General features: G+C 64.7%; 14 protein-coding genes and 1 tRNA gene. 11 read left to right on the forward strand and 4 right to left on the reverse strand.

Translation table 11 applies throughout. From position 1 onward, the window contains the following. The first annotated feature begins 14 nt into the window (after window positions 1-14). The 5 genes from BH95_RS05810 (at window position 15) to BH95_RS05830 (ending at window position 1,956) form a co-directional block, all read left to right on the forward strand. Window positions 15-89 (forward strand) — tRNA-Val (locus tag BH95_RS05810). Between the two features lie 123 nt (window positions 90-212). Beyond that, a complete protein-coding gene (locus BH95_RS05815) occupies window positions 213-449 on the forward strand; it encodes a hypothetical protein (protein ID WP_019664007.1) in 237 nt (78 codons plus the stop codon). Continuing rightward, complete coding sequence (locus tag BH95_RS05820; protein WP_037163027.1) at window positions 442-1,101, forward strand: alpha/beta hydrolase family protein; 660 nt, start codon at window positions 442-444, stop codon at window positions 1,099-1,101. Before BH95_RS05815 ends, BH95_RS05820 begins: the two co-directional genes overlap by 8 nt. Before the next feature lie 55 nt (window positions 1,102-1,156). Then, window positions 1,157-1,429, forward strand: a complete 273-nt coding sequence (locus BH95_RS05825; RefSeq protein ID WP_019664009.1) for a hypothetical protein — start codon at window positions 1,157-1,159, stop codon at window positions 1,427-1,429. Continuing rightward, window positions 1,426-1,956, forward strand: a complete 531-nt coding sequence (locus BH95_RS05830; RefSeq protein ID WP_037181350.1) for a GNAT family N-acetyltransferase — start codon at window positions 1,426-1,428, stop codon at window positions 1,954-1,956. The genes BH95_RS05825 and BH95_RS05830 overlap by 4 nt, the downstream gene beginning before the upstream one ends. A 2-nt stretch (window positions 1,957-1,958) precedes the next feature. Here the strand turns inward: BH95_RS05830 and zapE are convergent, their stop codons facing one another. Beyond that, window positions 1,959-2,975 (reverse strand): cell division protein ZapE, encoded by a 1,017-nt coding sequence (gene zapE, locus BH95_RS05835; protein ID WP_019664011.1) that lies wholly within the window; start codon window positions 2,973-2,975, stop codon window positions 1,959-1,961. A gap of 34 nt (window positions 2,976-3,009) precedes the next feature. Between zapE and BH95_RS05840 the strand changes: the two genes are divergently transcribed. The 6 genes from BH95_RS05840 (at window position 3,010) to BH95_RS05865 (ending at window position 8,721) form a co-directional block, all read left to right on the forward strand. After that, the gene (locus tag BH95_RS05840; RefSeq protein ID WP_037181352.1) at window positions 3,010-3,801 is read left to right on the forward strand and encodes a pyrimidine reductase family protein; all 792 of its coding nucleotides are present in this window, start codon (window positions 3,010-3,012) and stop codon (window positions 3,799-3,801) included. An 82-nt stretch (window positions 3,802-3,883) separates the two neighbouring features. Next, a complete protein-coding gene (locus BH95_RS05845) occupies window positions 3,884-5,449 on the forward strand; it encodes an alpha/beta hydrolase (RefSeq protein ID WP_020110157.1) in 1,566 nt (521 codons plus the stop codon). A gap of 102 nt (window positions 5,450-5,551) precedes the next feature. Beyond that, complete coding sequence (locus BH95_RS05850) at window positions 5,552-6,802, forward strand: glycosyltransferase family 87 protein (RefSeq protein WP_019664014.1); 1,251 nt, start codon at window positions 5,552-5,554, stop codon at window positions 6,800-6,802. Window positions 6,803-6,817: 15 nt separating this feature from the next. Then, complete coding sequence (gene msrB, locus BH95_RS05855) at window positions 6,818-7,255, forward strand: peptide-methionine (R)-S-oxide reductase MsrB (protein ID WP_020110158.1); 438 nt, start codon at window positions 6,818-6,820, stop codon at window positions 7,253-7,255. 100 nt (window positions 7,256-7,355) lie between these two features. Next, window positions 7,356-8,168, forward strand: coding sequence for a polysaccharide pyruvyl transferase family protein (locus BH95_RS05860; RefSeq protein WP_143545126.1), 813 nt, complete (start codon window positions 7,356-7,358; stop codon window positions 8,166-8,168). A 94-nt stretch (window positions 8,169-8,262) separates the two neighbouring features. Next, entirely contained in the window at window positions 8,263-8,721 is a 459-nt protein-coding gene (locus tag BH95_RS05865; protein ID WP_167336894.1) for a MaoC family dehydratase, read from the forward strand. On the opposite strand, the gene BH95_RS05870 is transcribed toward BH95_RS05865, so the two are convergent. Genes BH95_RS05870 through hemQ form a run of 3 tightly spaced genes read right to left on the reverse strand, consistent with a single transcriptional unit; the run spans window position 8,702 to window position 12,392 of the window. Next, complete coding sequence (locus tag BH95_RS05870; RefSeq protein ID WP_167336902.1) at window positions 8,702-11,002, reverse strand: molybdopterin-dependent oxidoreductase; 2,301 nt, start codon at window positions 11,000-11,002, stop codon at window positions 8,702-8,704. The genes BH95_RS05865 and BH95_RS05870 overlap by 20 nt on opposite strands. 11 nt (window positions 11,003-11,013) lie before the next feature. Continuing rightward, window positions 11,014-11,700: an HAD family hydrolase gene (locus BH95_RS05875; protein WP_020110162.1), complete on the reverse strand. Its 687-nt coding sequence runs from the start codon at window positions 11,698-11,700 to the stop codon at window positions 11,014-11,016. Continuing rightward, window positions 11,697-12,392 carry a hydrogen peroxide-dependent heme synthase gene (hemQ, locus tag BH95_RS05880; RefSeq protein ID WP_019664019.1) on the reverse strand — a complete coding sequence of 232 codons (696 nt, stop codon included), beginning with the start codon at window positions 12,390-12,392 and terminating at the stop codon, window positions 11,697-11,699. Before hemQ ends, BH95_RS05875 begins: the two co-directional genes overlap by 4 nt. Window positions 12,393-12,397 lie beyond the last annotated feature (5 nt).

Here is a 12,397-nt window from a genome sequence, read left to right on the forward strand (position 1 = left end):
TTCGATGTTCGCCTGCGCGATTAGCTCAGCGGGAGAGCGCTTCCCTGACACGGAAGAGGTCACTGGTTCAATCCCAGTATCGCGCACCATCCGAGAATGCCCTTCAGCCCCGTGCTGGAGGGCATTTGTGGTCTGGACCCGTGCAGGGGTGGTGATTCAGGTCATACACGTGCACTCTGGAGGGATATCCCCGACCGGAAGGAACCCCACCGATGGCCGACCGCACGAACGAGGCAGACAGTGGCGCCGAAGGTGTCGCACCGACCACGGATCCCAGCACCGAGGAGAAGGCGAAGTCCGACGCGGCGGAGATCGATGCCCAATACGAACCCGGCGCACGGCCGACAGTCACGCTGCCCGGAACGGACGGCATGGTGTCCGGGACGGCATTCGCAGACATGGTCGACGACAACGGCGGCCTGAAGGAGGACTCGACGCCGGATGCCTGAGGCGCCCACCGACACCCACGAAGTGCACGGTGTCGACGGAGTTCGTGGGTATCTTCATCGGCCCGACGGGCCGGAGGTGGCCGCACTCGCACTGACGCACGGGGCCGGCGGTGACTGCTCGGCCAAGTTCCTCGTCGACGTCGCCACCACATGGTCCGCGCACGGGGTGACGGTTCTGCGGTTCGATCTGGCGTTCCGGCAGGCGAAGCCGTCCGGCCCACCGCATCCGTCGAAGTCCGCGGCCGATCGAAACAGTGTGGTGCTCGCGGTCGAATATCTCGGCAGCCTCACCGCAGCGCCTCTCGTGGTGGGAGGACACTCCTATGGAGGCCGCCAGGCATCGATGACGGTGTCGGAGGGGCTCTCCGCCGTCGGTGCGCTGCTGTTGTCCTATCCGTTGCATCCGCCGGGCAAACCCGACAAGGCACGTACCGCGCACCTACCCGGAATAGATATCCCCACCCTGTTCGTCTCGGGCACGAAGGATCCATTCGGCACACCCGACGAGCTGAGGCTGGCAATCGCATCGATCCCCGGCCCGACGGAGTTGCTCGAGATCGACGGTGCAGGCCACGACCTGTCCGCAGCCAAGCACCGCGTCGCCGAGCGATCGTTCGAGCACGCGTCACCCTTGTTCGGCACAGCCCGGTAATCGCGTCGGCGAGTCCCCGTGCGGTAGGAAACTGCTCGAATGTTCTACTTGTCTCATGCCCACCTGGGGATGGTTCGTCGTTGCACTCGTTCTGATCGACGCAGCGGTTCTCGCTGCGTGGCTGCTGGCTCGTAAACGTCCGGGCAAGCGCACGGACTCGACGAAACCCCCGGCGCCGCTCGCATCGACAGGGGTCCTGTGGGCCGACATCGAACCGACGCTTCGCACGCTCAAACACGAGGGAAACTCGCTCGCAGCGATCAAACTCCTGCGGTCCCGCACCGGGTTGCCGCTGCGCGAAGCCAAAGAGGCGGTGGACCGACTGTGACCGTGATCGTGGGCCGAGCCGGCATCTGGGAAGCCGAACAACTCGCCGACGTCGCCGCCGTGACGTTTCCGCTGGCCTGTCCACCCGGGTCGACCAAGGAGTCGATCGAAGCCTTCATCGGCGAGGTGCTCTCCCACGAACGGTTCGCCGACTACCTGGACGATCCGGATCGGACGATTCTCGCCGCGCGTGAAGACGACTCGATCGTCGGGTACGCCATGCTGATTCGCGGCGAGCCGGCCGACCCCTCGATCAGCGCCGTCCTGTCGACATCGCCGACGATGGAACTGTCCAAGATGTACGTCCTACCGGGTCATCACGGCAGCGAAGTGTCGGCGGCACTGATGGCGGCGACCGTGGCGTTGGCGTTCGACTTCGGCTGCGCTGGAATCTGGTTGGGCGTCAACCAGCAGAACGCGCGAGCTCAGCGCTACTACGCCAAGCACGGGTTCCACCGTGTGGGCACCAAGACGTTCACCGTCGGTGCCGAGGTACACGACGATTTCGTGTTCGAACGAGTCCTCTGACGTCAGCCGACGGCTGCGAAACGAGACAGTGCGAGCAGGCGCGAGGTGGCACGCAGGTACTTCTTGCGATACCCGCCTGCCAACATCTCCTCGGTGAAGATTTCGTCGAGCTTGCCGCCGGACGCCGTCACCGGGATGCTCGCGTCGTACAGGCGGTCGGCCAACACGACAAGTCGGAGTGCGACCGCCTGGTCGGCAGCGGGGTGCACGTTCTTCCAGAAGACCGCCTCGACGCCGTCGAGCAGCTTGCCGTACCGCGACGGGTGCAACGTACTCAGATGTGCGAGCAACTCGTCGAAATCGTCGAGAGTTGCGCCCTCGACGTGGTTCGCGCGCTCGACCAGTTCGGACTCGGAGGTGGGATCGGGAGCAGGCGGAAGGTCACGGTGTCGGTAGTCGGGGCCGTCGACACGAATCGACTCGAAGATCGACCCGAGCTTCTTGATCTCACGCATGAAGTCCTCGGCAGCGAACCTGCCCTCGCCCAGCTGTCCGGGGAGAGTGTTCGACGTCGCGACGATGGACACTCCACGTGCGGAGAGCTCGGACAGCAGACGGGACACCAGCATGGTGTCACCCGGGTCGTCGAGTTCGAACTCGTCGATGCACAGGACACTGTGGTTCGACAGCTGATCGAGTGCCTGGTTGAAGCCGAGCGCCCCGACCACATGTGTCAGCTCCACGAACGTTCCGAATGCCTTGGGCTCGGGCACGCTGTGGAAGATCGACGCCAACAGGTGGGTCTTGCCGACGCCGAACCCGCCGTCGAGGTACAGGCCCGCGCCGGTTGCCGGGGTCTTCTTGCCGAAGAGGCCGCGCTTGCCACCCTTCCCGCGAATCTTGGTGACCTTCTGCGCGAACGCCTCAGCCTTCGCGACCGCCTCGGCCTGGCTCGGCTCGTTCGGATCGGGAATGTACGACGAGAAGCTGACGTCGTCGAACATGGCCGGCGGAACCATTTGAGCGATCAACTGATCGGATGGAACGACGGGGTTTCGATCGACAAGACGTGCAGGCATTGAACGAGCGTAGCGACGTGGTGTTATCTACCTTATGCAGCTACTGGATATTGCGACCTACTTCACATCCGAGAGCGATGTGTCACGCGTCGCGAAGGGCCGGCTGGACGAGGCCGACCTGTCGCGCCTGTACGCCTATCCCCCTCGACCCCGGCGCCCGTGGATTCGGGCGAACTTCGTGGCCAGCATCGACGGAGCAGTGACGGCCGACGGCGTGTCCGCCGGCCTCGGGACGCCCGCCGACCAGGCAGTCTTCAGGGTCCTACGGTCCTTGACCGACGCGGTCCTCGTCGGCGCCGGAACCGTGCGCGCCGAAAATTACGGAGGCGTCTCCCTGCCCGACGACACCCGCCGGGCCCGCGTCGACCGCGGGTTGGACGAACTCCCCCCAGTCGTGGTCGTGACGGCCTCCGCCGAACTCGACCCCGACGCGCGAGTGTTCACCGACACCACCGTCACTCCGATCGTCGTGACCACTGCAGCCGCGTCCGCCGACAAGAAGAAGGCACTGTCCGACGCCGGAGCCCGGATCGTCGAGGCAGGTGAGACGACCGTGACGACCGGCGACCTACTCGGCGCGCTGGACGGTCTCGGTCTTCACCGCGTCCTGTGCGAGGGTGGCCCGGGACTGTTCGGCCAGCTGATCGCCGACGACGCCGTGGACGACGTCTGCCTCACGGTGTCGCCTCTCCTCGTGGCGGGGTCTGCCGGCAGGATCTCGCACTCCGCATCCGGCGCGGTCCGGCGCATGACGAGGGCGCACGTCGTCGCCGACGACGACGGCACACTGCTGACCAGGTGGGTCAAGCACCGAACCGAACACTGACCGGCCTGGTCGGATGTGTCGCCGACCGCCTGGTCGGATGGGTCGCCGACCGCGCGGTGCGGGAACTAGATAGCCTCGCAGCGTGACGCAGAATCGATCGTTGCTGGTGTTCGTCGTGTGTCTGTCTTTGTTCGCGGCCGGGTGCGGGGCCGGGCCGTCCGGTCGACCCGACGTGGCGGTCGAGCAGAACTCACCGGGCCAGCCCGCCGACACCGAATCGGAGGACCCCGCGCCGGAGCCTCCTGCACTGCAGGTTCCGGTGACGGATCTGTCCTGGCAGGACTGCACGTCGGACACCCTCGGTCGATACGGCTACGCACCTCGTACCCCCGGCCTGATCCTCGAATGCGCGGATTTCGAGGCGCCCGTCGACGCGTCCGGTGAGATGTTCGGGTCCTTCTCCGTCGGTGCGCTGCGTGCGCGCCTGGATCGGACGCCTGCCGACGCTCCCCCGATGGTGCTGACGTCAGGGGCGGACCGCGCGTCGATCGAGACGCTTGCCGACATGGCAGCAGGGCAGGGCGCGACCCTTCTGGCAACCAATCCTGTGGTCGCGGTGGACCGACGCGGCATCGGCCGATCCACTGCGGTGGACTGCACCAAGTTCGACGCCCGCGCAGCCCTGGCGGATCTGGGACAGTTCGCCGGAGCAGGCGGTGACACCGTCGATCGAGCCGTCACCGCAGGCCGGGACGCGACCATCGAATGCACCGACCTTCTGCAACCACAGGAACTGGCCTTCGCGACGTCGTATGCAGCGGACGACCTGGAACGACTGCGACTCACGTGGGGCGTGGACAGCATCGGACTCATCGGCACCGGAAACGGTGCGTCCACCGCATTGGCATTCGCCGCGCAGTACCCGGACCGCCTCTCCCGACTCGTACTCGACTCGCCCACCGGACTCGGCGCGGATCAGATGACCGTTGCCGAACAGAAGACCCAGGGACGCGAAGCTGCCTTCACCGCCTTCGCCGGGCGATGCGTCGCGCTCGACTGTTCGCTCGGCCCGGATCCCCGTGCGGCCGTTGCCGAGCTGGTGCAGCGCGCACGATCGGGGGCCCTGAGGCCGCTGTCCACCCACGCGCTGCTCGACGGAATCGCCTATGCCCTCGCATCGTCGGCGGGCGATCCGACGCAGCGCGCACTCGCACTGTCCACCACACTCTCCTCTGCACGTTCCGGTGACACCGCAGCCCTGACCCAGTTGGCCGACCGAGCTGCCGACGCCTACGGCACGGACGGGCAGTTCGTCGCCCGCTGCACCGACGGACAGCAGTGGCCGTCGCCCCAGGCGGTGCGCGACGCCACCGGATCATGGTCGGAGTTGTATCCCGTCTTCGGCACCGACGCGGCTCTGGCCGCACTCGCCTGTGCGTCCTGGCCGACGGCTCCCGCAGCGCCGCTGCCCTCGGAACTACCGATTCCGGTGCTGTTGCTCAGCGGCGCGGCGGATCCCGTCGTCGGCAACGGAGGTTTCGCTGCAGTCTCCGGAATGATCGCGACGACGGGTACGCAGGCGGCGTCGATGACATGGCAGGGCGCGGGTCACCCCACGGTAGGTGGTTCGGCGTGCGCTCAGTCCGCGGTCGCCGGTTACGTCGCCGACGCGGCCCTGCCGCCGGACGGCAGCGTGTGCCCTGCATGAGACGCCGTGGGCGGTCGAGGGCGGGAACAAGGCCCGAGGGGGTTGTCACGGCCGGGGTGTCTGACGTCGGTCCGACAGGGCGGTCAATGTACCGTTCCGTAGGTGTCACTTAGCTTCCTCGAGCCACGAACCGGCCGGTCCACCGCAGAAGTAGTCAAGTTTGCGTTGTGGCCGTTGGCCGTCATGACGGTGCTCAACCGGGTCCTGGTTCGAGCGATCAACGGCGACATCACAGACGACTTCACCCCGGTGTATCGCGCGGCACTGGCGTTTCTCAACCGGCAGCCGGTCTACACGGCGAACTTCGATTCGGTGGATCCGCACTACCTGTACCCGCCCGGGGCCACGATGCTGCTCTCCCCCGTCGCTGTGATCGACCCGGAACGCTCGCGGTGGCTGTTCATCTTCGCCAGCACCATCGCAATACTGATTGCTCTGTACATTCTGCTGCGCATCTTCGGCTACGGCCTGAACTCCGTCGTCGCGCCGGTCCTGCTCTTCGCCGCATTCGCCAGCGAAACCGTGACGAACACTCTGGTGTTCACCAACTTCAACGGTTTCGTCTTGCTCGGTGAAGTCGCGTTCATCGGTTTCCTGTTGAAGCGGAAAGACCTGTGGGCAGGCGTCGCGATCGGTCTCACGATCGTGGTCAAGCCCATTCTCGTTCCCCTGCTGATCATTCCGCTGATGACCAGACAGTGGAAGGTGTTCGTCACCGCAATCGCCATCCCTCTCGTCTTCACCGCGATCGCGTGGCCGCTGTCCGTCGACCCCATGGACTTCGTGAACCGCACCGTCCCGTACCTGCTCGAGTCCAGGGACTACTTCAACAGCGCCGTCGTCGGAAACGGTCGCTACTACGGTCTGCCCGAGGTACTGATCTTCGGAATCCGCGGCGTTCTCGGACTGATGGTTCTGGCCTCGTTGTGGATTCTCTACAAGTACTGCCGCGAGGACCGGTTGTTCTTCGTCGCCACCACGTCCGGCCTTGTCCTCACCGCACACTGGCTTCTGGGTTCGCTGGGCCAGATGTACTACTCGATGATGCTGTTCCCGCTTCTGATGACGGTCGTCCTGAAGAACTCGGTGCTCCGGAACTGGCCTGCCTGGCTCGCGATCTACGGCTTCACCTGCTACGACCGCTGGCTGTCCGGCCGGTTCTACACCACGGGACGAGCATTCGACTACATGCGCACCACCTTCGGATGGAGCCTCCTGATCATCGTCATCTTCGGCGTGCTCGTCGGGCGCTACTACGCCGCAAGGCAGGACGGCCGACTCGACCGGGGAATCGAACCAGAGTATCCACTGGACGACCCGCGACCTGCGGAGACGACGAAGTCCGGCGGATAGTATTAGCGTGAAGGCATGAGTTCAGCGACGGACAAGAATCCTGCCCCAGCAGTACAGCTCACCGACGCGCAGTGGCGAGAGAAACTCTCCCCCGAGGAGTACGCGGTTCTGCGGCAAGCCGGGACCGAGCGCCCCTTCGTCGGCGAATACACCGACACGACCACCGAAGGTATCTACGAATGCCGCGCATGCGGCGCGGAACTGTTCCGCAGTACCGAGAAGTTCGAGTCCCACTGCGGCTGGCCGTCCTTCTTCGACCCGGCCGACAGCGACGCCGTGATTCTGAACGAGGACAACTCGCTCGGAATGCGTCGCATCGAGGTGATCTGCAAGAACTGCCACAGTCACCTCGGACACGTCTTCGAGGGCGAGGGTTACCCGACACCCACCGATCAGCGTTACTGCATCAATTCCATCTCGCTTACCTTCAGCCCAGCAGCCGACGCACGGTAGGCGCGCGGGATTCGTGCCCGGGTTCGGCTCACGCCGCGAAGCCGACTACAGCCGGATCGAGTACCGCACGGCCTTGAAAACTCTGCGGTATCTTTCCGCTATGACTGCGGCGATCAAGACATTCTGGTGGCGTCAGCTCAAACTCACCGGCCTTCGACCGAACTTCGGGGACGAGTTGACCCCGGGGCTGGTGAAGTCTCTGTTCGGTCGGAAATGTGCGTGGAGACGGCCGAAGGGCAGCGAGTTCACCGGCGCCGGTTCGACGCTGGAGATGGTCCAGCTCATGAACGCGCCGAAGACGTTGAAGATATGGGGTTCCGGTTTCGGAGTGCGCGAGGGAACCACCGAGAGAAACTTCAGCAATCCTGGGTACGACATCTACGCCGTACGAGGGCAACTCACCCTGGGGCGTGTCGACCAGGACCGCGATATCGCAGTCGGAGATCCGGGCCTTCTGGCAAGCAGGGTCTACCCGCCCTCGCAACAGGTGCCCGGTCGAGTCGGCCTCGTCTATCACTGGATGCACAAGAGCGACACAGTCGTCCAGACCCTCGCACGTGAGGGAAACATCATGCTGATCGATCCGTCGAGGAAGCCGTCCAAGGTCGTCGCGGACATCACGTCCTGTGAGTTCGTGATGTCCACGAGCCTGCACGGACTCATCGTCGCGGACTCGTACGGTATCCCGAATGCGTGGATCGAGCTGACGCAGGAGATAGGCGGCAAGGGCTACAAGTTCGAGGACTACTACTCCGCATTCGATGGAAAAGCGGTTCAGCATTCGTCCGACCTCGCATGGGATGCGGAGCACATCGAGGCCCTTCGCACCGAGTATCGTCCGATTCCCAATCTCGCAGAGATTCAGGACAATCTCGTCGCTGCATTTCCATACGCCGCAGTCGACGTACGATGACCTGACACAAACGAAGTGCGGCGGCGATCGGCTTCGGACAGCTACGTACCGAGGTGACACGCGGAGTACGTCCCCTCGCGTGCATACTGTGACCATGCGCACTTTTACTTCACCTGAGCAATTGAAGGCAGCGATCGGCGAGGACCTCGGTAGCAGTGACTGGCTGCAGATCACGCAGGAACGGGTGAACACGTTCGCCGATGCCACGGGTGATCATCAGTGGATCCATGTCGATGTCGAACGCGCGAAGAAGGAAAGCCCGTTCGGTGCGCCGGTCGCCCACGGTTACTTGAGTTTGTCTCTCGTTCCGCTGCTCAACTGGCAGATCTACACCATCGAGAACACGAAACTCGGAATCAACTACGGCTCCAACAAGGTTCGGTTCGTCAATCCGGTGAAGGTGGGTTCGCACGTCCGCTTGCAGACGACGCTGACATCGGTGGACGAAGTGTCCGGTGGGGCTCTGCAGGTCGTCGCCACCAGCACGCTGGAGATCGAGGGTGAGGCGAAGCCTGCGCTCGTGGCGGAGACGATCAGTCGGATCGTGTTCTGACTGCTGCTCTGTCGAGTAGTTCGGGAGGATCGAACGCGGTGATCGGCGGCAGGTCACCGTCGTAGAGTTCGATCTGCACCAGAACGTGCTGACCCGTCGATCCTCGTGCGAGCGAGGATGTGCCGACGTCGGGCGTCAGCACGTTCGGGTTGCCGTGTTTGCACAGCGTGACGGGATCGGCAGGGTCGAGCGGGTCGTACCACGCACCGGTGGACAGTTGTACGACGCTGTCCATCATGGCGTCGTCGATGATCACACCGGCCAGGCAGGCTCCGCGGTCGTTGAACACCTTCACCACGTCGCCCGCGGCGATCCCTCGCGCGGCAGCCGCGGCGGGATGGATCCGAATCGGCTCTCGCCCTCCGATTTTCGACGCCTGGCTGGTAGCACCGTGATCCAGTTGGCTGTGCAATCGAGTGCGGGGCTGATTGGCGATCAAATGCAGAGGATACGTCGCAGCTCGTGCGCCGCCCAACCATTCGTCCGGTTCGAACCAGGCCGGGTGTCCGATGCAGTCGGCGTAATCGAAGCCCGCGATCGTCTCGGAGAAGATCTCGATCTTCCCGCTCGGTGTACGCAGGGCGTTCCGTCGAGGGTCCGCCCGATAGTCGGCGAGCAGGGTGAGGTCGTCCTCGGTGGTCATCCGGAACGAACCGGTGTGCCAGAAGTCGTCGAACTCCGGGGTGTCGACGCCGGCTGCGCGTAGGTAACCGCGCCACTGGTCGTAGAGATGCTCGACCCACTGCCGGGACGACCGACCTTCGGTGAATGTCTCTGCCACGCCCAGCTTCTCGGACAACGCCACGAAGGTGTCGTAGTCGTCACGCGAATCGGCGTATCGAGGTACGGCGCGGTGCATGGCCACGAGCAGCGGATCGTTGCGGGTGCAACTCAGATCCTCACGTTCGAGCGACGTGGTCGACGGAACGACGATGTCCGCGTGTTTGGCCATCGGCGTCCAGTAAGGATCATGCACGACGATGGTGTCCGGACGCGCCAGTGCGCGCCGCAGTCGTCCCAGGTCCTGGTGGTGATGGAACGGGTTGCCCCCCGCCCAGTGCACGAGCTTGATGTCGGGGTACGTCAGTCGCCTGCCGTCGTAGTCGAACTCGGCACCGGGCCGGAGCAGCATGTCCGAGACCGCGGCCACCGGAATGAAGGACGTGACCGGATTCAGCCCCTGCGGAAGGGTCGGCAACGGATACGGCACCGGTGCGAGACCAGGCTCGTTCATCGAGCCGTAGCCGTGGCCGAATCCCCCACCCGGGATGCCGATCTGGCCGAGCATCGATGCCAGCGTCAATCCCATCCACGGGGCTTGCTCACCGCTTCGCACTCGCTGCAGGGACCAGGTGACCGTCAGCAAGGTGCGTTGCGACGCCATCGACCTGGCGAGTTCGGTGATCACCTCGGGGGCCAGCCCGGATTTCTCGGACGCCCATGCGGGGGACTTCGGTGTGCCGTCGGTGTCACCGAGGAGGTAGTGCTCGAACGCGTCGTATCCCGTGGTGTACTCGTCCAGGAATTCTCGGTCGAGCAGGTTCTCGGTCGCCAGTACGTGAGCCAGCCCGAGCATCACTGCAACATCCGAGCCTGGACGCGGCGCGAGCCACGTTGCAGCGCCCGACATGTCGTCTCGTAGCGGACTGACGGTGACGATTTTTCCGCCGCGAGCCCGGAGTTCCGCGAGTGCGGATTCGGTGGGGTGATTCGATGTGCCGCCGTGATTGACGGACGTGTTCTTCACCGGCACTCCGCCGAACGCGACCAGGAGGTCGGTCTCGCGCGCGATGACATTCCAGGATGTCGACCGTGAGAACAACTTCCAGTGCGCTCCGACGACGTGCGGCATGACCACGGACGTGGCGCCGGTGGAGTAACTGTTCACGGACCGGGTGTAACCACCGAGGCAGTTCAGGAAGCGATGAACCTGGGACTGGGCGTGATGGAAGCGCCCGGCACTGGCCCACCCGTAGGACCCACCGTAGATCGCAGTGTTTCCGTACCGGTCGATGACCCGCCGGAGTTCGTCGGCGAGGAGGTCGATGAGCTCGTCCCAGGTGACGGAGACGAACTGATCGCTTCCGCGATGCTCGCTCGGACCCGGCCCGTCTTCGAGCCACCCTCGTCGCACGGCCGGTCCGGTGACGCGCGAGCGGTGACGTACCGATCCGGGAAGATTCCCCAGAACGGGTGACGGGCTCGAATCGCCTGCGTCGGGCGTGATCCCGGTTATCTCACCGTGCGCCGCGTCGGCCCGGAACATGCCCCAGTGGGCCATGTGCTGTGCACTCACAGGTCGATGCCGCGGCTTCTCACAGCATCCAGCAATGCAGTGGGTCGCTCGGTCGTCGGAACGGGGTCGACGAGCGCGAACGAACATCCGATGGCGCGTGCAGCGCCGTCGGCTTCTTCACTGTCCCCGACCATCAGGGTTCGTGTCGGGTCGACCCCGAGACCGTCGACGGCGATGCGGAAGATCTCCGGTTGCGGTTTGACGACTCCGACCTCGAAGGACAGCGTGAACCTGTCGACGTACTTTTCGATGCCGAGCTGCGCGAACGCCGGCCTGATGTCGAAGGGGATGTTGCTCAGGACACCGACCGAGATAGACCTCGCGGCAAGGGCTTTCACCACCTCGGCCGTGTCGGGATACGGCGTCCAGCTGGCTGCGTCGACGACGCGGCCGTACACGGATTCCGCCTGCTCCGGTCGGTCTATTCCGGATTCCTTCAGAACGTGAAGATATGCCTGCCGGTGCAGTGCCGGGTCCAGGTCGCGGTTCCGCCACGCGTGGCGGGTGATGTCGTCGAACTGCACGACCTCCCCGACCGGTGCGGTCATACGGCGCATCAACTCCGCCGCGTGATGCCCGTCCACCGGAGCGCCGTCCGAGTGGGTGACACCGTCGAACCACGAGTCGTCCTCGTCCAGCCGAAAGAGGGTGCCGGAGAAGTCGAAGATGACCGCCTCGATCATGGCAGGGATGCCACGAGTGCCTCGACGTCGACGCGTGGTCCGGTGAAGAACGGTGTCTCCTCGCGTACGTGGCGCCGTGCTTCGGTGGCACGCAGGTCGCGCATGAGGTCGACGATGCGGTCGAGTTCCGGTGCCTCGAAGGCGAGAATCCATTCGTAGTCCCCGAGGGCGAACGACGGCACGGTGTTGGCGCGGACGTCCTTGTAGCCGCGGGCGGCCATGCCGTGATCGGCGAGCATCGTACGACGCTCCTCGTCGGGCAGCAGGTACCAGTCGATGGAGCGGACGAACGGATAGACGCAGATGTAGGCGCCCGGGTCCTCACCGGCGATGAACGCCGGTACGTGACTCTTGTTGAACTCGGCCGGGCGATGCAGTGCGGAGTTGCTCCACACCGGGGTGCTTGCCTTCCCCAGCGCGGTGGTCCGACGGAAGTCGGAGTACGTGGCCTGCAGGTCCTCGATGCGCTCGGCGTGCGTCCAGACCATGAAGTCGGCATCGGCGCGCATCCCGGCGATGTCGTAGACGCCGCGTACTGCGACGCCTTTCTCTTCCTGGCTCTCGAAGAACACCCGGGCTTCCTTCGATGCGGCGGCGCGGTCGTCGCCCAGGACTCCTGGGGTGACCTTGTACACCGAGAACATCAGGTAGCGAAGTGTGGAGTTGAGCGCTGAGTAGTCGAGGCGTGCCATGCGCC

Source organism: Rhodococcoides fascians A44A (assembly GCF_000760735.1).
Taxonomy (GTDB): Bacteria; Actinomycetota; Actinomycetes; order Mycobacteriales; family Mycobacteriaceae; genus Rhodococcoides; species Rhodococcoides fascians_E.

Bases quoted from the DNA above. Each gene is read 5' to 3' on its own strand.
- hemQ (WP_019664019.1), bottom strand. From the start codon at position 12,392: ATGGCACGCCTCGACTACTCAGCGCTCAACTCCACACTTCGCTACCTG.
- zapE (WP_019664011.1), bottom strand. From the start codon at position 2,975: ATGCCTGCACGTCTTGTCGATCGAAACCCCGTCGTTCCATCCGATCAG.
- BH95_RS05865 (WP_167336894.1), top strand. From the start codon at position 8,263: ATGCGCACTTTTACTTCACCTGAGCAATTGAAGGCAGCGATCGGCGAG.
- BH95_RS05840 (WP_037181352.1), top strand. From the start codon at position 3,010: ATGCAGCTACTGGATATTGCGACCTACTTCACATCCGAGAGCGATGTG.
- BH95_RS05815 (WP_019664007.1), top strand. From the start codon at position 213: ATGGCCGACCGCACGAACGAGGCAGACAGTGGCGCCGAAGGTGTCGCA.
- msrB (WP_020110158.1), top strand. From the start codon at position 6,818: ATGAGTTCAGCGACGGACAAGAATCCTGCCCCAGCAGTACAGCTCACC.
- BH95_RS05825 (WP_019664009.1), top strand. From the start codon at position 1,157: ATGCCCACCTGGGGATGGTTCGTCGTTGCACTCGTTCTGATCGACGCA.
- BH95_RS05820 (WP_037163027.1), top strand. From the start codon at position 442: ATGCCTGAGGCGCCCACCGACACCCACGAAGTGCACGGTGTCGACGGA.
- BH95_RS05875 (WP_020110162.1), bottom strand. From the start codon at position 11,700: ATGATCGAGGCGGTCATCTTCGACTTCTCCGGCACCCTCTTTCGGCTG.
- BH95_RS05870 (WP_167336902.1), bottom strand. From the start codon at position 11,002: ATGGCCCACTGGGGCATGTTCCGGGCCGACGCGGCGCACGGTGAGATA.
- BH95_RS05860 (WP_143545126.1), top strand. From the start codon at position 7,356: ATGACTGCGGCGATCAAGACATTCTGGTGGCGTCAGCTCAAACTCACC.